The organism is Bacillus sp. 22475 (assembly GCF_052044835.1).
GTDB lineage: Bacteria > Bacillota > Bacilli > Bacillales > Bacillaceae_G > Bacillus_A > Bacillus_A cereus.
Map to the genome: position 1 here is coordinate 1 of NZ_JBQENW010000049.1, position 18808 is coordinate 18808.

Genomic DNA, 18808 nt, shown 5'->3' on the forward strand with positions numbered 1-18808 from the left:
AACATTTGCTTCCAGCCAATTATGTTCTTGTTGTGGATATCAAAATAAAGACGTTAAAAATCTAAACCTACGTGAATGGGACTGTCCTTCTTGTCGTACACACCATGATAGGGATATTAACGCAAGTATGAATCTAAAGAATGAAGCGATAAGGCTTCTAACCGCAAGGACTGCGGGGTTAGCCTAATCAATTAGAGTTCGATAGAACTCTTTACTTAGGAATCCCTCACTTCTAAACGAAGTGAAAGTGGGGGTAGTTCAAATAAACATTACACACATTAAAAGTAGTAATTTAATAATACAAACATGTTTTTGTTTATTTTAATTGATTGTTTAAATATTCCAACCAAATTGGATAGAATTCAGGCTTAAAATGTATGCCGTCCTTAATATAGAGATCTGGATGATCTTTAAATATCGGGGATAAATCGATAAAATTCACTTGTTCTTTTTTTGCTATCATTTTGAATCCTTCGTTAAAATCATTAATATTTTTATAACGCTCTTCTTTTTGTATACGTTCTGGTGTAACTGGTGTAATTGACAGGATATTTATTTTTGTATTAGGTAATTTTTCTTTTATTTTTTGAATCAATTGAGAATATTGGGTTACTGCAGATTCTTTTGTTTCAGTAAGATTACATAACCCAAGTAGAATAAATATATTTTCCGGTTTTTGATTGGCTACTTGCTCTACATTTTCTTGAGCATCTCCAATTGATTTCCCTATACCACTTATAATATTTTCTTCGTCTAATACATCAAGATCATGAAGTCCATCTGTAATGGAATCCCCTAAAAATACACTTGCTTTAAAAATAGATTTAAATGTAGAAGTATCTATATTAGACGAAGAGGGGGACTCTTTTTCAAGGGTGATAGAAGAAGAGTCTATTTTATTGACTGAACTAGTAATGTCTTTCTTACTATCTGGATCCCCGCAAGCTGCTAGGGAAATGATACTTATCAATGAGATTGTAATTTTTTTTAAAATCATATACAATTTCCTTTCTTACAGTGTTTTTATCGGTAAAATCAGGTAACGTTTTTACTGATAAAAACCAATTTTCAAAGATAATTACATACTATAAACGTTGATCTTTCTGGAAATTCAGGTGGAAATGATCTGCATCATTGTATACACCAAATTCATATCCTTTCTCTTTATAAAATTTAATAATTTCAGGAAGAGCTTGTAATGTCTGTGGTTTTTCATGCATCAAAACAACTTCTATATCCTCTGTTGTTTGTTTTTTTACATTTTCTGCAATCTGAGTTGGATTATCTTTTAATTCCCAGTCATGAGAATCAATCGTCCAATCCCAGACTTTTATTCCAGATTCTACAATTTGGTTACGAATTTCTTCGCTTTTTAGACCTGGTGCGGAACCATATGGCGGGCGAACTAATTTAGGGCTTGTACCTGTAATTTCATGTATAAGAGCTAGAGTTTCTTTCATCTCTGGTACAAATTGCCCATTTTTATATAACTTATTGCTATTATGTGTCATACTATGTGCACCAATATAATGCCCCTCTTTTATTGCTCGTTTTACATTTTCCTGAAGACTGGTATTTTGCAAATTACTTCCTTGCATGAAAAATGTTGATTTAACATTGTTCTCTTTTAATACATCCAAAAATTGACCAGTTAATGTGCTCGGACCGTCATCAAATGTTAAGTAGACTACTTTTCCTACAGGTTTTCCATCCGGCCTTTTTTGTTTTGTCGGTGGTGTTTCACTTTTCTTTTCTTGTTGCTGCGTGTTAACTTGTTTAATCCTTTCTTGAGCTATCCCTTTCGCAGGAGTGGAATTAAATTTTCCAATTAAAAAGAACATGAAACAAGCCGTTGCTAGAACAGCTCCTAGCGATATAATTGCCTTAGTTATTACACCTGTTTTGTTCTTATTTTTTGTTTTTTTCATTATTTATCTATCCTTTCTCTATTGATTTTTATATTAATTATTTATAAATCCGAACCTTTATTTGGTTGACTCAGTATTTTCAACCGGTTCTTATAATAAATAGATTAATAGAGAGGGATAAAGATAAGATGCAGATAATGTCGAAATCAGTTAAAGAATACTTTAATTTACTCTTTAGAAAAGTATTTGCCTCTCTAATAAAGTTAAGTTAATTCCCGAATTCGAGAATTGCTTATACACCGAATAAATAGCGAACAAACATTCAATTGCTGGTGAATAAATATGTATAATATCACCAGCACCAGCATTAGCCCTATACACCCAAAATAAAAAATACTATTCTTCCTGATTGAGATATAGAAAGAATAGTATTTTTCTATTTACCTATTTTGTTAGAGTGTAAAATAATTAATAAACGCTAATAAAAATAAAGTGCAGATAAGGTCAATTTTGTTTAAAAATAATAAAAACGTGTAGAACTCAAATACTACACGCTTTTATTTAAATAGAAGAAAAATAATACACCATCTTCAGTATTTGATACACCATATTGTACACTATGCAATTCTAAAATATTCTTTGAAATAGCAAGTCCTAGCCCTGTTCCACCTTTGGAGCGTTGACGAGACGTATCTCCTCGATAAAAACGATCCCATATTTTCGCTAAATGTTCTGGTGCGATATGAGCTCCTTTATTTTCTATACATACTTTCGCACGTTCCTTTTCTTCTATAACCGACACTATAATATTTTCATTTTCTGGTGTGTAACGAATCGCATTGGTAATAAAGTTAGTAATAACTTGTTCTATTCGATACTGGTTTGCAACAACTTCAATTTTAGAAAGGTGCTTATGGACATGTAATTGCTTAGCCGTTATATCCGAGGATAATTGTTCGCATATGTAATCAATCATCTCATCAATATGGAAAGCATCCATTTCCATTTTATACGTACCAGACTCGAATTTTGCTAACTCCAGCATATCAATAATGAGCATATCCATTTTATCCACTTCTTTTGACATTGCTTTAAAGTAATACTCTTTTTTATTACTAGCAACACCGTCTTCCAAAATTGAAATACAGCTCTTCATTATACTTAAAGGCGTCTTTAACTCATGTGAAACACCAGAGATAAATTCTTTACGTGTATTTTCTAATTGCTTTTCTTTCTCTATGTCTTGCTGTAATTGATTAATATACGAATGTAAAGCTTTAGAAAGTGTATTAATATTTTGTGATAAATCACCTATCTCATCCTTTGTAGTAATAGGTATCGTCTCTGAGAAATCTAAACCAGCAATTTTTTTTGTAGTATCATTTATTTGTAATAGTGGTTTGGCGATTTTTTTTGAGTAATAAAACGATATCAAAACGATTAAAATCAATACAAAGATAATTAAATATACATAATAATCCTTTATCATTTGCACAGCTTCATCAACTGGTTGCAATGATGTCATAGTAAAAATATAGTTTGTCTTACCATTTGCATCTATTATTGGTTTAATTAATAGTTTATATTTAATATCATTTTCTTCATAATCCACTATTTCTGTAGAAGTAATATTATTTGGTTTTTGATTTAATATTAAATCAACCTGAAATTGTTTTATTCTATCTATAAACACACGATTTCCGTAAATAGAGTTAGTTCCTACAATGCCCTCCGGTAACTGCACGTTCTTAATACTTCCTAAATATAATTGTGAACTTTCTTCTGAAGATACTGCTTTTGGCCCATATAACCTTTCTGACAGTTTCTTGTTTTCCAGCCTAACATTCATCTCTTTCATTGCTAACATCGCAGGGACTACTATATCACCTTCCTGTACTCCATCGATAATAATATGATTCCCCTGCTTTAAACTATCTTTTATCCTTTCTATATCTTCTAAATTGACTAAACTATACAATGGAATACTAATTACTTTATTAGAAAAAAGCTTGTTTTGAGAAGGATCTAATTGAATGTCTAAAGAAAAATCACTTGCATATTTTATATTGCCTGCACTGTCTAGCGTTTTAATCCATGTCGCATTCTCTTGATAGAAATTTTGTTCCAATTCTTGAATTGCTTTCGCATCATCTCCAGCTTTTTTATATGCTTTTTCAAAGGATTGAATATTTATTTTGATATCATTAACTTTTCGATTCGCGTAGTATTGCTTAAAAAATATGGTTTGTCCAATAAAAATAGTTACTAAAATAAGTGTACATAATGCCGTTGTTAATATAAATAACTTTAATACAATTCCTTTTTTCATACCTGTCCCTCAAATTTATAGCCAGTTCTAACAACAGTTACAATACAAGTTGCTTTTTTTCCTAATTTCTGACGCAGATTACGGATATGACTATTGACAGTACGATCATCTCCAACAAATTCATAACCCAAAATTTTAGTGATTAGTTGTTCTCTCGTAATCACAATCCCTTGATTTTGCATTAAATACGTCAATATTTCAAATTCTGTATGAGTCATACTTATGTCTTCCACATCTACAGTTACTGTACGAGAAGGGAAATGTACATGGATCCCACTACTAGTTAATGTGTCTTCATTAGATTCATTAGTTGCATTAACAGTAGAAGAATATCGACTTTCAATTAATTGTTTTACTCTTGCTAATAAAATAGGTGGACTGTATGGTTTTGTAACATAATCATCTGCTCCTAGTTCAAATCCGAGTAAGATATCATCCTCATCAACCCGAGCCGTTAACATAATAATAGGCACATTAGATGTTTTACGAATTCGTCGACAGACCGTCCAACCATCTAATTCTGGTAACATAATGTCTAGAATAATTAAATGTACCTCATGTTCTTCAAATGTAGACAATGCTTCTTTTCCATCAATCGCTTCTAACACCTTATATCCTTCATTTAGTAAATAATCCTTCATAATTTCACGTAAAATATCTTCGTCTTCCACAATTAAAATTGTTCTTTCCATATTCTATCTTCCCCTCGATTTATTTTCTCGAAAAAATACTTTCTTTTCTAATTTAACCAATTAAAAGTCTTTCACTATTTCCATTATTAATAAATGTAAGATACTTATATGAGGATAATAACATGCTGATGTAAAGATAAAATGCAGAGATATTAAAATGGAAAATCTATTGTGAATTTGTATTTGCAGTTGATGTAAGTACATAAAACCAAACTGTAATTTTATAATAAGATTCTTTGTAACAAAAACGACCGTTTATGTTACAAATATGATTGAAAAATAATTATTGGTAAATAATGTATTACTGTGACCTAGTTTTACACGTATCTCGGCTGAACCACAAAAAAGGAGCGTATCATAAGTATTACATCCATTTTTGAGGAAGTATTGCCATACGCTGAAGATCTAAAAAGTACCTGGCTATTTCCTTCTAAAAAAGGTGATAAGCCCATTAGTAAAATTCAAGCCTATAGACGGTTACAAAAAGCCGGAGATTTTGCCGGAGTCGAATCTTTGGGGAATCATACAATGCATAATACATTTGGATATTGGTTTTACAAGCAAACAAGGGATATTGCTATGTTACAAGAGATATTGAATCATAGTACACCACAAATTACACTAAGATACATTGGTATTAATAAAGAAGAAAAAGATAATGTATTAGATACATTCAGAATCTAATTTAAACTAGATTCTTTTTTATTTATGGAAGCGTCAAATATTCCCCACCTACTATTTGTAAATAACCCATAAGTTAATCTCCTTACATACTACATGTGGAGCCTTTTTTGCATAAACAGTTATATAACCGGGTTATAGAAGTTGTAGCGACATTTCGATTCACTCATACACATAAGGCGACTAAATCTTTTACTTGATACTTACTGGTCTGTTGCACAAAACTAATATTTCTAGCAAAATCTCGTCAGATATAGAAACAGACAGATAAAAAATGCCATCCTTTCTAATTTAGCTTGTTTAGAAAAAATAAAGGTTTTTAAGTACTTTTGGGTATTAAAATATCTTAAGCTAAAGGGCATTTATGATGAAATCACTAAACTGGAAGTTAGATTCCCTAGTACTATGATCCAGTTTTACACGTATCTCGACTGAATCTCCCTATTGTACAAGCAGAGTGGACTAGTATAAAATCGTGTGTATGAAAATATATAATGAGCAAATTTTTTAGAACGCCAATAGAATAGAAACGAAATGATATATGAGTGGGGTAAAATGAATTGAATTTCAATTTTAATAGCTGATGACGAAGTGGAAATTGCTGATTTAATTGCGATACATTTAGAAAAAGAAGGGTATCATGTTGTGAAAGCGGCTGATGGGGAAGAGACGATTCGCGTTATTCAGTCTCAGTCAATCGACTTAGTTGTGTTAGATATTATGATGCCAAAAATGGATGGATATGAAGTGACGAGGCAGATTCGTGCGAAACACAATATGCCAATCATTTTCTTAAGTGCGAAAACGTCTGATTTAGACAAAGTGACAGGTCTTGTACTAGGCGCGGACGATTATATGACGAAACCTTTCACACCAATTGAATTAGTTGCACGTGTAAATGCACAACTACGCCGATTTCTTACGTTAAATCAGCCGAAAGTAGTGAAGAATAAATCCGCTTTAGAAGTAGGCGGAGTTGTTATTGGCCGTGAGCAAAGAACAGTAAATGTGTAAGGAGAACAAATTGGGTTAACGCCAATGGAATTTGATATTTTATACTTATTAGCGAGTCATCCGAAGAAAGTGTACAGTGTGGAAAATATATTTAAGCAAGTATGGGCAGATGATTATTATGAAAGTGGGAATACAGTTATGGCACACATTCGTACGTTGCGGAAGAAGCTTGGGGAAGATAAAAGAAAGAATAAGTTAATAAAAACAGTTTGGGGAGTAGGGTATACTTTCAATGGAGGTTTTCGTTCGGAGATGGTTATGCTATTTGCGTTTAGCATGATATTAGCTGCTGGCGTAACGTATATGATGTATGAGGGATTACGGCTCTATTATAAATCAGCAGTTCGTTATGAAGATCCCTTAGCTCAATTTCGTTCAATGATAAGGCAAATTGGGGATGTTAATTTCTTTTTAATTATATTTATCCCTCTATCCATTATGTTTTTCTTCTTCCTTACTAGACCGTATTTAAAATATTTTGATGAGATTTCCAATGGGATTCATCATCTTGCAAACGGTGATTTTACAAATCAAGTTCGTGTTTCATCCAATGATGAGTTTGGATATATCGCCTGCGAAATTAATGTAGCGAGTGAGAAATTAAAAGAAGCAGTTGAACGAGGAGATTTTGCGGAAAATAGTAAGGATCGGTTAATTGTTAACTTAGCTCACGATTTAAGAACGCCGTTAACATCCGTTTTAGGTTATTTAGATTTAATTCTTAAAGATGAGAATTTGACGAAGGAACAAATTAAACATTTTTCCAGAATTGCTTTTACGAAATCCGAAAGACTGGAAAGTTTGATTGATGAATTATTTGAAATTACGAGAATGAATTATGGGATGTTGCAGCTTGAAAAAAGACCGATTGATATAAGTGAATTGATTATACAGTTAGATGAAGAATTGTATCCGTTATTAGAAAAAAAGGAGTTAGAGGCGAGATTGAATATGGATCCTCATTTACCTATTAACGGTGACGGGAAATTATTAGCACGAGTATTAGAAAATCTTTTAATGAATGCGATTCGCTATGGGTATGATGGAAAGTTTGTTGATGTGAACGGATATATTGAGAGTGAAGAGGTAGTTGTACAAATTATAAATTACGGAGATAGCATTCCAGAAGAGGAGTTACCGTATCTATTTGATGTGTTTTATACAGGTGATAAAGCTAGAACGGAGCAGAAAGGTGGTACAGGCCTTGGGTTATTTATTGCAAAAAATATTGTCGAGCAGCATAATGGTACTATTTCTGCTGAAAGCAATGTAATTAGAACAACATTTGAAGTGAGATTGCCAAAAGAGGAGAGCAAAGCAATTTAATAAAAATTTAAACTTTACCCTACTTTTTATTTTAATAATTTTTTCTATTCTATACGTAAGTTACGTTAAGGAGGAACTAGAAATGAAAAAGTGGGTATTTATTTCTCTTTTTATATTATGTATAGTCTGCGGAGGCTTTTATATATCACCATTATTTCAAAAGGAGATTGATGTTAAAATTGCAGAAAAAGAAGATAAGGAAAAAGCTGCAAATATTAAAAAGATAGAGGTTACAGAAGAACAAATTTATAAAGGGGATTTATTATTAGTTAACAAAGATTATTCAGTTAAGAAAGATAGTGTTAGGTCTGATATTATAAATGTAGCTCAAAATAGTGAATTAGTAAGAGGCTATGGTGTATTGGATAGAAATATTCGCTTATCAAAGGATATTGTGAAAAAGTTTTTGAACGTTATAGATGCGGCAGGAAAAGAAAGTGTTAATCATTTTTTGATTAGTAGTGGCTATCGGGATTTTCAAGAGCAAAGACAGTTATATGAAGAAATGGGCTCTGATTATGCACTCCAACCAGGATATAGTGAACATAATTTAGGGTTATCACTGGACGTTGGATCAACTCAAGAGAAAATGGAGAAAGCTCCTGAAGGAAAATGGATTGAAGAAAATGTGTGGAAGCACGGTTTTGTGTTACGCTACCCCAAAAATAAAAGTAACATTACAGGCATTCAATATGAGCCATGGCATATACGTTACGTCGGTTTGCCTCATAGCGCAATCATGCAAGAAAAGAAATTTACTTTAGAAGAATACTTAGATTTCTTGAAGGAAAAAAAGGAGATTTCAACTAATGTTGAGGGGAAAGAGTATAAAGTTTCTTATTATAAAGTTTCAAACAACACGACCATTAATGTCCCGACAAATCAGCATTATGAAATTTCAGGGAACAATATGGACGGAGTAATTGTGACGGTTCATCAATAGTAGTTTATACTTTATAAATTAAGCATATATCATTAACTTTAAAACATTTGAGTGGTAAGGCTTTTTTATTTTATCTTTAGACATAAAAACTTTATGACGAAGTAGAGAGGATTCTTAAGTTGATGGGCATGTATGGTGATCCCATATAGCTTAAAGTGCGAAGTCTCTGAATACGCTTCGCACCAAACGATAGATCAATAGCAATCCATAGGAGTTTAGATATTATTTTACCGCCTATTATAAACCGCACATGTTTACATTTTTGTTTATTGACTTGAAAATATGTAAATTTTCATTTTTGTAGTACAGACACCTGTCTATTAACTTAAAAATGGGGGTTCTAATGCAAAAATAATTTATTTAATATATAGTTTTGGATCCACAGCATTACTCTTCTGGTCATTCCATTCGCCTTTATGAATTTCAAAATGTAAGTGTTGTCCCTCAGATTGTCCTGTATTTCCCATAATTCCAATTTGTTGTCCTTGTTTTACACTTTGACCAACTGAGACAGAGCGACTATTTAAATGAGCATATACAGTGGTATAAGTTTGTCCATTAATATTATGAGAAATAAACACAACATTTCCATAGCTTGCTGAATAGTAAGAACGAGTGGCTATCCCATCTGCTGCTGCTACAACTGGCACATTGCCAGAAGCTGCAATATCTAAACCATAATGCATGTGTCCATCACGTTTCCCAAATCCTGAGGAGTAACTACCTGCAGCTGGTTTAATAAAACCACTTATTTTATTCTCATTATTAGGTACATTTGATTCAGAATGTTGTTGTTCTTGTTTCTCTTGCTCTTGAGGTGCTTGCTGATCTTTTCCTTGTTTCTCTTGTTCTTGAGGTTTTTGCTGATCTTGTTCTTGTTTCTCTTGCTCTTGAGGTGTTTGGTGATCTTGTTCTTGTTTCTCTTGTTCTTGAGGTGTTTGGTGATCTTGTTCTTGTTTCTCTTGCTCTTGAGGTGTTTGGTGATCTTGTTCTTGTTTCTCTTGTTCTTGAGGTTTTTGCTGATCTTGTTCTTGTTTCTCTTGCTCTTGAGGTGTTTGGTGATCTTGTTCTTGTTTCTCTTGTTCTTGAGGTGTTTGGTGATCTTGTTCTTGTTTCTCTTGCTCTTGAGATGTTTGGTGATCTTTTCCTTGTTTCTCTTGCTCTTGAGGTGTTTGGTGATCTTGTTCTTGTTTCTCTTGCTCTTGAGGTGTTTGGTGATCTTGTTCTTGTTTCTCTCGTTCTTGAGCAGATTTTCCTTTTACAAACTTCACAAACTCATGACTCACATAGCCTGTGTGATTGTTATATTTAATTTTATACCAATCATTTTCAACATCCACTACTTGTAAGTGTTGACCTTTTAGCGCTCCTCCAATAACTGGATAATAATTTGCCGGACCTGTTCGAACACGCAGAACAGTAGCATCTACAATGTATGCACCATCCTTTTGAACAGATTTTGTTTGTTCCGATTGAGGAAGTCTAGAAGTATTATCTGTTCCAAGGGATACATAGTCCTTGTTTATGTAAGCAACTTTTCCATTTAATTTAATCTTATACCAATCCTGTACTTCTCCTACTACTTGCACAATCTGTCCTTTTTTCAGTACACCTAATACTGGATGAGAAACATTTGGCCCCGTGCGTATTCGAAGAGAAGATACGTTCACTGTATAACTTCCACTTACATCAACCGTTGCTTTTTTGGATTTTCCTGCGGAGTTAATAACTGATATATAATCCTTACTAACATAAGCATCCTTGTTATTATATTTAATTTTATACCAGCCATCCGTTTCTTTAATTACTTGCAAAATTTCCCCTTCACCCACAAGACCCAAGGTAGAGTGAGATGTACTTGGACCTGTTCGAATACGTAGTGTTGTTGTATTTACTTTCACATGATTTGGAATTGTATAATCTTTGTGAACATAGGCATCTCTGTTATTATATTTAATTTTATACCAGCCATTTGTTTCATCTACCACGGGTAGAGATTGTTCGTTTGATACAAGTCCAAGAATCGTATCAGATGTGCTTGGACCTTTACGGACACGCAGAGCATCTGTATTTACTGTTATTCGATTTTCATGTGTTATAAAATCAGAGGATTGCTTATGTTGTGTTTCTTCTGGGGATATAGAGGCTTGTGCTTGAGCAGTATCAATAGTTGTACTTCCTGCGACTGAAACCGCTACAAGGCTAAAAAGGTATTTTTTCATTTTTTGTAACTCCCTTTCTGTCTTATAATCTAGTAAGTAATTAGTGATTGTTTAGAAGTTTAGAGAGGTTGTCGAATATTGTCAATATTTATAAAAGTATTCGAATATACTAAAAAGATTCTAAATAAAGTCTAAATGCTAGTGTGCTATGACCATAAAATACCTAGTTCTGGTGCAAAAACTTCAAGGGGGAAGGTAATGATTCTTTCTTTTTCGGAACACTCATTAAAAATTAGTTCCGTAAACTTATTTTCATAATGATTTATCCGTCTCTGTAAATAAATGTTGTCAAAATCAATATAAAAAGTTAACGGAATTCCGGCTCTGTTAACTTAAACTTGCGAATGGCCCCTAAAAATAATAATCGTTGCCGTGCCCCTAGAGCAGTATTTCAATTTAAATGTGATACGATAGTGTTATATTCGTTTTGCTATTAAAAGGGGATGAGTGTCGATGAAAAACCACATAAAAGTAAATGGAAAAACCCTTCAAACAAATAAAAAATGGTCACATCTCAAGCAAAGACAAAGACAACATATTTCTAATTGGTTACGTAGAGAATATACACAGTTTGTAAAAACACATTATAGAAAACCTAGAAGGTATGAACATGATGAGATTCTTCATGAAGTGATGAATCAAATACAGGAACGTGAAATTTGGATTCCTAATGGTGAAGTAAAAAGATATTATCTAAGCAAAATAGGAAAATGGTTTAGAAAAATAGAAAGTGAATGGGAATCACAAATATCCAACAGTGAAAAGTAGCAGGTATTAGAAGAAAAGTAAATACAAACAAACCAGGGGGCGCATTTCATGTTTAATTTACAAGAAGCTATGTATGAACAATTGAAAGAGAAAAAAGGGGCAGTTACAGTATTTTTAAAGAATGGTGTTCCAGTACGTGGGAAGATCCTTGCAACAGATAAATTTACCGTCTTAATGATGGTTCATGGTAAACAACAACTAATCTACAAACAAGCAATCTCTACACTTGCTATGTAATACATACTGGAGTACCGCCAGCATTTCGGAAAAACCCCACGCTAAGAGTATGCAAGATTCTATGCAAAAAATAGGGAGACATCGGGAACTATAGGTAAGCCAAAAGGTGATCCAGAATAGGAGTCTATAAAAAGATGCATAGAGTCATAGAAAAAGAAAAAGGCGAATCCCTTGTGAGAGTAAGGGGACGTCTTTTTCTTTGCTGCCGATAATTGAGATGTTATGTTAACCGTTCATGAATTTTTATTCATCACCATTTTCATAGTTTAAAAGGACAACTCGTAACCATTTTTTTAGGACAGAGGGAACAATCATGACGTAAAGTGCAAAACAATCCCCTTAGAATATTGATTCTTTACTACTCCCACCAATGTTTCATCTCACTAATTCCAACGTCCCACAGCTTAGCGTTTCCGGAAACGCTAATGATCAGCTCGTTTACCTCGTTAAAAGGCAACTCCTGTAAAGACCTTGCTCCTTGAGAAGCTTGTTCGTTTAATCGATATACTTCTTGTCCATCTACGATTATTTTGGCTTCACCCTTAAAGTCTACATTGTCAGGAATGCCAAAATAGAAATAGAGCCAGACATTTTCTTTGTTCCCAAGAATATAGTTGTATGTTTTGGTTGATTCACCTTCACTACTATACACGTTCATTTTCGGCTCTATTCGCTCACCTGCTACGGTGAAACTTGGGAGGTTCTCAGTCATAGGTGTAGTTCCTGTCATTTCTTTCATAACAGTTAATCTTTGAATGGGGCCTTCTCTTTTTTTGTTGATTTCAGAGACCACCATGACTCCAATTATAAGGACAACAATAGATAGAGCCGAAGCCATGAGCTTTTTATAAGAAATTTTTGAAGAAAATCCAACTCTATAGGCAACATAACCAATCATTGCACCTAATGTATTGGAAATAACATCATTTACATCAAAGCTACCAAGATATGTTAAAGCCTGAATGATTTCCAGAACGAGAATCGCTAGGACAAAGAAGGATATGAACTTCCCAAATCTGACACGATATAATAGGGGAAATAGTATTCCAAAAGGGATAAAAGCAGCAATGTTTCCAAAATCAACAATCCATGAATAATTTAGTTCTGGAAATTTAAGCGGTACTCCTTCTGGAACAAGAATAAAGGTGTACCGTTCTATACTGGTTACACTATCGATCCTGTTAAACGCAAAGAACATAAAAAATAAAACTAAAATCGTATAACATATGATGCCAGCTAAAATAATTTTCCGTGATTTCGTTTCCATAATATCTCCTTAATTTCAATATATCATTTACCACGAATATTATAATACTAAAATATCAGTTTAAAAAAAACGGGAATATAATAATTCCAGCCAAAATCTAATTTTATTTATATGCATAATTATATTTAGTAGTTTTGTTATTATTCGCAGTTTATCTAAGAAGAGCAAGATATAAATTTATTAACTTCCAATAATTAGACGTTATGTTAACTTGTGTAACGTCAACTTGTATTACTATTCTTTTTACTCATTGTAATAGCAATTACACATAGTGCAGTAGCTTTTATGGCCTTACAAGAGTTAGCCGATTTTTCAGTCTTGGGTAGTTCAGTTATGGTATTAATTTGTTTCTTAGTTTTGCAAATTATATACTTTTACTTTGTTCGATCTCAATACTTGAAAAAAATGTATAAAACGATTTTTTAATTTAAATATAATTAAAAGAAGGAGAATATAGATTGAAAAAAAGAATTGGATTATTAATAGTAGCTAGTATTTCGATTACCATGTTAGGAGCATGTTCATTATTTGGTACAAAAGACTCTCCAGCAAATGGTCTTTCAATAGAGGTAGAGCAGTTAAATGAACAAACAAGAAATTTTATAATTGACTCATACAAAGATATAACAACGTCACAAGACTTATATCAATTAAAAGAAGGGACTATAGATAATAATAAGCTTGACATAAAGCTACCGACTAAATTTGGGGATTCTATGGATACTGCTACTAGTAATTTACTATTTATTAGTAGAAAAACTGCTGAAAAAATGGTCAAAAAGGGGCTTATACTTGAAAGAGATAATAATCAGGGGGACATATCTTCAGATCCTGTGGATTCATTACCAAAATCAAAAAAAGGTGAAACTATCTTATTTGCAAATAAAGAATATAAGGACTTAAAAGAAATAATATATGATGATAAAAAAGTGAGAACTCAATACGAAGGTGATGTATGGCTAGCGCCATACCGTGGTGGATCCAATGTGATTTTATTAATTGTAGATGATACTTTATTTAAAGAAATAAATGGGAAAGAAAAAACAAGACAATTTCTATCTTTTAATAAATCTTTTGGGAATCTTAATTTAGTCAATCAGGGGAAAGAACCAGAATTAATAAAGGAAATAAATAAATTGAATACGGCTATAGGTACTGAGGGTAAGGGAGCCGTTGAATTTGTAAATATTAAAGAAAATTAAAAGAGTAGAAAAAGTTTAGAACGTAATAATCATCTTTGAAAAAATCATTTATTGATTTTTCAAAGATGATTATTTTTAAGGACACAAATAAGTGGACCTGATTTTTTAGTCATAATAAAAAATTTAATACTTACCAAGTACGCTCACAGACTGAATTAGAAATGAAAAAATTGATTGGAATGATTTATGTTAATCGTGATAATGAAAGTAATGGATCAATTAAACGATACAAAAAAGATTTGTTTCATTGGTATAAGTATATAATTCAAACAAATGGCGAAATTATTGTTTGATAAAAAACATTTTAGACTATTAGGGGTGCGGAAGAGATTCTGCCTATAAGGCGAAATTATTTACAAAAACAGTTAAGAAGACCTTATGTTATATTTTTAGAGAAAGCATTCGTAGCGGATGCTTTTTTCTTTTTTTAACTGTTTAATTGCTATAGGATAAGCCGGATTCTTATCGATTGTTATCACACGTGGCTTTGAAACATAAAAAGACCGCAAAGCTTTCTTGAAAAAGTGCTTTGCAGCCTTTTGGTCTCTTGTTTTGCTTAGACAAAAATCGATTGTGCTTCCTTTCGAATCAACAGCACGGTACAGGTACAGCCATTGTCCTTTAACTTTTATATATGTTTCATCAACTTTCCAAGAATTATTGGTTTGCTGCAGGTGATGACGAATTCGTTTGTCCAATTTAGGTCCATACTGATGAAACCAACGCATAATCATGGTATGAGAAATGATAGCGTCTTTTTTCTTATCTTTCTATGCAATCATAAACCATTTATCTCGAAAAAGTGAGTGGGGAAGAGAACGAATGAAAATCATAACGCGTCAGCTTATTTCAATGATATTCTTGTCTTTAATTAAATTAGTCTTTATATCTACTCATATTGTGTACTTTATACTGTCCATTGGCGTTAATTACAATGGTAATATAAAAAAATAAACAAGGGAACAAATGAAACTTGTATCTTGTCTATATATTGAAACCATAATAAAAGTGAGGGCAGTTTTTATGTTTATTCAAATAAGTTTGAGGTGTGAAAATGGAACAGACGTTTATTGAAAAGTGTAATCATGATGAGCTGGACTATGTTATAAAAGACTATTGGCAAGATGTATGGAATTATTCATTTATTATTACGAAAGATCCACATTTATCAGATGATATCACGCAAGATGTATTTATAAAGGTGTTTAAAAATTGGAATTCATTTCGAAAGGAGTCATCTATTAAAACGTGGATATTAAAAATCACAAGAAATACGGCAATAAACTATTTGAAATCCTCTTATTTTAAAAGGATATCTTTAATAGGATTTTTTAGTGACGATAAGCAATCCCTGTCAGCAGAACAAGAATTTTTTAACCAAGAAGAGATGAATGAGGTGTGGAAGGTTGTATTAAAACTACCTAAAAAGCACCGTGAAATAATTATATTGGACGCAAAATATGAATTATCTTATGAAGAAATGGCTGAAACATTAGGAGTATCAATTGGAACAGTCAAATCTAGATTAAGCCGAGCAAGAAGTAAAGTTTCAAAACTAATAGGGGAGGGTAGTAGTGATGAACAATAAACAAAATCCTGACTGGTATAGTAAATTGAAAAAAGGCCCAATGGAGCATCGGAAAGATGAAGAAGAATTTATTTATAAAATAAAGCAATCGGTATATCAAAATAGTGAAGTGGATTCTGTAACAAATAAGAGACCATTTCGTAAAAAAGTATTGCCTGTTTTAGTTGTGTTGGTTTGTACAATGTTATTTTTTATTGTTCAACAACCTTGGCCGGATGATAATAAATCACCGGTAGAAAGTAGTACTCAAATTAAGCCTAAAACAAAAGATGAATCTGCTCAAGACCCATCATTAAAACAATTTATGAATGATTTATATCAAAGCACAAATTCAAAAAATGAAAATGACCTGTATAAAGCGTTAAATGATGAAGTTCTATTTAAAGGGAAGAGTTATAAGAAGGATGAATTGAAGTTTGATGAAGATATTTTTCATGAGTTGCAAGTTGCCCTTGCAATGGGGGGAGAATTTGTAAATGATAAGAAGAAAGTTTACAAAGTGCCAAGTGGAATGACAGAAAGTAATCAATCAAAGCAAGAACACTTTATATATGCAACTGTTACTGGAAACAAAACGGAAATTTTAGCTGAACCAAAACGAGAATCACAAGTTTTATATGAAGTATCTAATGAAATGGTAAAAGCTTGGATCCCGGAAAAAGTGCAGAATGATAGATATATAAAAATATCGACATTTAACGGTAATACTGGGTATGTACAGAAAGAGTATGTTTTAACGGATATTAAATATTCATTTGTCTTCGAAAAGAATCATGAAGGTATGTGGAAAATAATAAATATAGATTCTATATGGTAAAAGAGGAAGGTTCATTTTAATGAACCTTCCTCTTTGTTTTTATTTTTTTATTGAAGTGTATGCCAGAACTCTAAAACTTCTGCTGTAACGAGAGCAGCGATGTTTTTTTCTGAATTACTACCAGGAATAACGACAGAAATGGCGATTTGTGGATCTTCGGTAGGAGCATATGAAATGAAAAGAGAATGATTTATCATTCTTTCTTGCTCATTCGGAGAACCTGTACTACCCGTTTTACCTGCGACATGAAAAGGTAAATTTTTAATCTCTTCTATATTTTGACTCATTCCACCTTGCACGACACGCCAAAATTCCATAGGATAACGGTTTGAACTTTCTAAAATTGGTTTAAACTTTTTTGTTTCCTTACCGTCTTGACCAATAGTAGCACCTACAATTTGAGGTTTGTATTTATCACCTTTACTTGCCAAAGTTGCTGCATATTGAGCGAGTTGAAGAGGAGTATGCACCTCATTTCCTCCCCAAGAGGCATTTAATAAAGCAGAAATCCCATTTTCAAATTTATTAGATGGATGCAATTCATATTGTCCGTCTTCTTCAAAGGGCAAATCAATCCCGGTTTTAGAACGTAGGCCAAATTGCATTAAATAATCTGTCCATATATGTGCCACTTTTTCTATATTTCCATTATTTTGGTTAAATAAGGGCAGAGCTACTTTTGCTGTCATAAATGTGTTAGATGAATTAATGATAGCCTGTCTCGGTGTAATCTCACCTGTTGGCGTTCCAGGTGCATTCGTAATGTTATTTTGATTATCATACTGAAAAGTACCTTTATCTAAATAAGTATCTTCAGGTTGAAAAAGCTTTTCGTTTAATCCAATCAAAATAGTAAGTGGCTTTATAGTCGAAGCCATATTTACATAAGATTCACCATACTTTAATTTTCGAATTGCTTTATTTTGCGAAAGTGATTTAAAGTTTTCATTTTTAGATGATACATGTGTATTTGGATTAAATACTGCCGAGTTGGCCATAGTTAAAATTGCGCCAGTTTTTACATCGGTGACTACAACATAACCAGCTTTAGCATCAGGTGTATTCTTTATTTGAGATCTTAATGCTTCTTCTGCCTTTTGCTGCAACTTAGAGTCTAAAGCTAGCCACACATCTTTTCCTTTTTGTACGTTTTGAATGTTCCATAAGAACTTTTTATTATTCAATTTAAAAATAAGAGTTTTGCCTGATTTTCCTTTTAAATCATTTTCATATTGCAGCTCAATCCCGCTTTTTCCAACAGCCATATGCTTTGAATTAAGGTCATTTTCTACATACCCAATTACCTGTGAACCAATTTCGTGTTTAGGATAATACCGAATCCATTCATCTTTAATTATTACATTATTGGGTTTGTTTTTGTTTATGAATGCAAGTTCATTCTCAGTTATATCAGAGTATAACGGTATATCATTCATAGTCTGCTTTTTACAAGATTGTTGTAATTGAGATTTTATGTTCTCTGTAGAAATATCATGTTGAAACTCGCTTGAAAATTGATTGAAAAAAGCTAGTGTGTTTGATGTATCTTGTTTCGATAGCCTTTCATCATTAGAAGTGCAATATAGAGACTTAACTTTCTTATTTGTAGCTAGTATTACACCATTTTTATCAAAAATCTTTCCTCTTTCAGCTGAAGAAGTTGCGATAGTAATTGAAATGAAGTTGATTTTTAATAAAATTAGTAAAATCAAAACTACAATAGAAAGAACCGCAAAAAATCTCCATCTTTTTGTATGTAACATATAACCCTCCCTTATGTAGCCTATTTCATCTTATATTTAATTATTTTTTTTGTAAATGTGGAACAACTTTATTGTTTAGGTTGTCTATTAA

15 protein-coding genes and 5 pseudogenes are annotated in these 18808 nt (G+C 32.4%); 12 read left to right on the forward strand and 8 right to left on the reverse strand.

Translation table 11 applies throughout. The features are described 5' to 3' along the window. A partial coding sequence (locus ACTJJY_RS30325) for a zinc ribbon domain-containing protein (RefSeq protein WP_440607316.1) occupies positions 1 to 187 on the forward strand: 187 nt, incomplete at its 5' end. Between the two features lie 129 nt (positions 188 to 316). Here the strand turns inward: ACTJJY_RS30325 and ACTJJY_RS30330 are convergent. The 4 genes from ACTJJY_RS30330 to ACTJJY_RS30345 form a co-directional block, all read right to left on the reverse strand. Continuing rightward, positions 317 to 997 carry a GDSL-type esterase/lipase family protein gene (locus ACTJJY_RS30330; RefSeq protein ID WP_440607317.1) on the reverse strand — a complete coding sequence of 227 codons (681 nt, stop codon included), beginning with the start codon at positions 995 to 997 and terminating at the stop codon, positions 317 to 319. An 88-nt stretch (positions 998 to 1085) separates the two neighbouring features. Beyond that, complete coding sequence (locus tag ACTJJY_RS30335; RefSeq protein WP_440607318.1) at positions 1086 to 1928, reverse strand: polysaccharide deacetylase family protein; 843 nt, start codon at positions 1926 to 1928, stop codon at positions 1086 to 1088. 487 nt (positions 1929 to 2415) lie between these two features. After that, positions 2416 to 4197: an ATP-binding protein gene (locus ACTJJY_RS30340; RefSeq protein ID WP_440607319.1), complete on the reverse strand. Its 1782-nt coding sequence runs from the start codon at positions 4195 to 4197 to the stop codon at positions 2416 to 2418. Then, positions 4194 to 4889 carry a response regulator transcription factor gene (locus ACTJJY_RS30345; RefSeq protein ID WP_440607320.1) on the reverse strand — a complete coding sequence of 232 codons (696 nt, stop codon included), beginning with the start codon at positions 4887 to 4889 and terminating at the stop codon, positions 4194 to 4196. The genes ACTJJY_RS30340 and ACTJJY_RS30345 overlap by 4 nt, the downstream gene beginning before the upstream one ends. 339 nt (positions 4890 to 5228) lie before the next feature. Here ACTJJY_RS30345 and ACTJJY_RS30350 point away from each other — a divergent pair. The 4 genes and pseudogenes from ACTJJY_RS30350 to ACTJJY_RS30365 all read left to right on the forward strand — a co-directional run. After that, positions 5229 to 5573, forward strand: a pseudogene (locus ACTJJY_RS30350) (tyrosine-type recombinase/integrase); the annotation flags it as partial. Between the two features lie 561 nt (positions 5574 to 6134). Next, a pseudogene (locus ACTJJY_RS30355) lies at positions 6135 to 6821 on the forward strand (response regulator transcription factor); the annotation flags it as partial. Positions 6822 to 7022: 201 nt separating this feature from the next. After that, positions 7023 to 7910 carry an ATP-binding protein gene (locus tag ACTJJY_RS30360; RefSeq protein ID WP_440607327.1) on the forward strand — a complete coding sequence of 296 codons (888 nt, stop codon included), beginning with the start codon at positions 7023 to 7025 and terminating at the stop codon, positions 7908 to 7910. Between the two features lie 82 nt (positions 7911 to 7992). Then, entirely contained in the window at positions 7993 to 8853 is an 861-nt protein-coding gene (locus tag ACTJJY_RS30365; RefSeq protein WP_440607321.1) for a M15 family metallopeptidase, read from the forward strand. A gap of 356 nt (positions 8854 to 9209) precedes the next feature. Here ACTJJY_RS30365 and ACTJJY_RS30370 read toward each other — a convergent pair whose 3' ends face one another. Continuing rightward, positions 9210 to 11075, reverse strand: coding sequence for an SH3 domain-containing protein (locus tag ACTJJY_RS30370; RefSeq protein WP_440607322.1), 1866 nt, complete (start codon positions 11073 to 11075; stop codon positions 9210 to 9212). 453 nt (positions 11076 to 11528) lie between these two features. Here ACTJJY_RS30370 and ACTJJY_RS30375 point away from each other — a divergent pair, with 453 nt between their 5' ends. Both ACTJJY_RS30375 and hfq read left to right on the forward strand, forming a co-directional pair. Continuing rightward, the gene (locus ACTJJY_RS30375; RefSeq protein ID WP_440607323.1) at positions 11529 to 11843 is read left to right on the forward strand and encodes a transposase; all 315 of its coding nucleotides are present in this window, start codon (positions 11529 to 11531) and stop codon (positions 11841 to 11843) included. 48 nt (positions 11844 to 11891) lie between these two features. Next, entirely contained in the window at positions 11892 to 12080 is a 189-nt protein-coding gene (gene hfq, locus ACTJJY_RS30380; RefSeq protein WP_440607324.1) for an RNA chaperone Hfq, read from the forward strand. Between the two features lie 358 nt (positions 12081 to 12438). On the opposite strand, the gene ACTJJY_RS30385 is transcribed toward hfq, so the two are convergent. Continuing rightward, positions 12439 to 13347 carry a VanZ family protein gene (locus tag ACTJJY_RS30385; RefSeq protein WP_440607325.1) on the reverse strand — a complete coding sequence of 303 codons (909 nt, stop codon included), beginning with the start codon at positions 13345 to 13347 and terminating at the stop codon, positions 12439 to 12441. Positions 13348 to 13566: 219 nt separating this feature from the next. Between ACTJJY_RS30385 and ACTJJY_RS30390 the strand changes: the two are divergent. From ACTJJY_RS30390 to ACTJJY_RS30400, 3 genes and pseudogenes are all read left to right on the forward strand, one after another. Then, positions 13567 to 13773: pseudogene (locus ACTJJY_RS30390) on the forward strand (ABC transporter permease); the annotation flags it as partial. 32 nt (positions 13774 to 13805) lie between these two features. After that, the gene (locus ACTJJY_RS30395) at positions 13806 to 14549 is read left to right on the forward strand and encodes a lipoprotein BA_5634 family protein (protein WP_440607326.1); all 744 of its coding nucleotides are present in this window, start codon (positions 13806 to 13808) and stop codon (positions 14547 to 14549) included. A gap of 143 nt (positions 14550 to 14692) precedes the next feature. Further along, a pseudogene (locus ACTJJY_RS30400) lies at positions 14693 to 14842 on the forward strand (6-phospho-beta-glucosidase); the annotation flags it as partial. Positions 14843 to 14959: 117 nt separating this feature from the next. Here the strand turns inward: ACTJJY_RS30400 and ACTJJY_RS30405 are convergent. Next, a pseudogene (locus ACTJJY_RS30405) lies at positions 14960 to 15295 on the reverse strand (IS6 family transposase); the annotation flags it as partial. A gap of 308 nt (positions 15296 to 15603) precedes the next feature. On the opposite strand from ACTJJY_RS30405, the gene ACTJJY_RS30410 reads away from it, so the two are divergent. Next, positions 15604 to 16137, forward strand: coding sequence for an RNA polymerase sigma factor (locus ACTJJY_RS30410; RefSeq protein ID WP_000438330.1), 534 nt, complete (start codon positions 15604 to 15606; stop codon positions 16135 to 16137). Continuing rightward, complete coding sequence (locus ACTJJY_RS30415; RefSeq protein WP_440607294.1) at positions 16127 to 16954, forward strand: SH3 domain-containing protein; 828 nt, start codon at positions 16127 to 16129, stop codon at positions 16952 to 16954. Before ACTJJY_RS30410 ends, ACTJJY_RS30415 begins: the two co-directional genes overlap by 11 nt. A 47-nt stretch (positions 16955 to 17001) precedes the next feature. On the opposite strand, the gene ACTJJY_RS30420 is transcribed toward ACTJJY_RS30415, so the two are convergent. Continuing rightward, positions 17002 to 18717 carry a peptidoglycan D,D-transpeptidase FtsI family protein gene (locus ACTJJY_RS30420; protein ID WP_440607295.1) on the reverse strand — a complete coding sequence of 572 codons (1716 nt, stop codon included), beginning with the start codon at positions 18715 to 18717 and terminating at the stop codon, positions 17002 to 17004. Between the last annotated feature and the right edge of the window lie 91 nt (positions 18718 to 18808).

Coding starts and splice junctions, on each gene's coding strand:
- ACTJJY_RS30375 (WP_440607323.1), top strand. CDS start 11,529: ATGAAAAACCACATAAAAGTAAATGGAAAAACCCTTCAAACAAATAAA.
- hfq (WP_440607324.1), top strand. CDS start 11,892: ATGTTTAATTTACAAGAAGCTATGTATGAACAATTGAAAGAGAAAAAA.
- ACTJJY_RS30335 (WP_440607318.1), bottom strand. CDS start 1,928: ATGAAAAAAACAAAAAATAAGAACAAAACAGGTGTAATAACTAAGGCA.
- ACTJJY_RS30360 (WP_440607327.1), top strand. CDS start 7,023: ATGTTTTTCTTCTTCCTTACTAGACCGTATTTAAAATATTTTGATGAG.
- ACTJJY_RS30345 (WP_440607320.1), bottom strand. CDS start 4,889: ATGGAAAGAACAATTTTAATTGTGGAAGACGAAGATATTTTACGTGAA.
- ACTJJY_RS30365 (WP_440607321.1), top strand. CDS start 7,993: ATGAAAAAGTGGGTATTTATTTCTCTTTTTATATTATGTATAGTCTGC.
- ACTJJY_RS30370 (WP_440607322.1), bottom strand. CDS start 11,075: ATGAAAAAATACCTTTTTAGCCTTGTAGCGGTTTCAGTCGCAGGAAGT.
- ACTJJY_RS30340 (WP_440607319.1), bottom strand. CDS start 4,197: ATGAAAAAAGGAATTGTATTAAAGTTATTTATATTAACAACGGCATTA.
- ACTJJY_RS30330 (WP_440607317.1), bottom strand. CDS start 997: ATGATTTTAAAAAAAATTACAATCTCATTGATAAGTATCATTTCCCTA.
- ACTJJY_RS30415 (WP_440607294.1), top strand. CDS start 16,127: ATGAACAATAAACAAAATCCTGACTGGTATAGTAAATTGAAAAAAGGC.
- ACTJJY_RS30410 (WP_000438330.1), top strand. CDS start 15,604: ATGGAACAGACGTTTATTGAAAAGTGTAATCATGATGAGCTGGACTAT.
- ACTJJY_RS30420 (WP_440607295.1), bottom strand. CDS start 18,717: ATGTTACATACAAAAAGATGGAGATTTTTTGCGGTTCTTTCTATTGTA.
- ACTJJY_RS30385 (WP_440607325.1), bottom strand. CDS start 13,347: ATGGAAACGAAATCACGGAAAATTATTTTAGCTGGCATCATATGTTAT.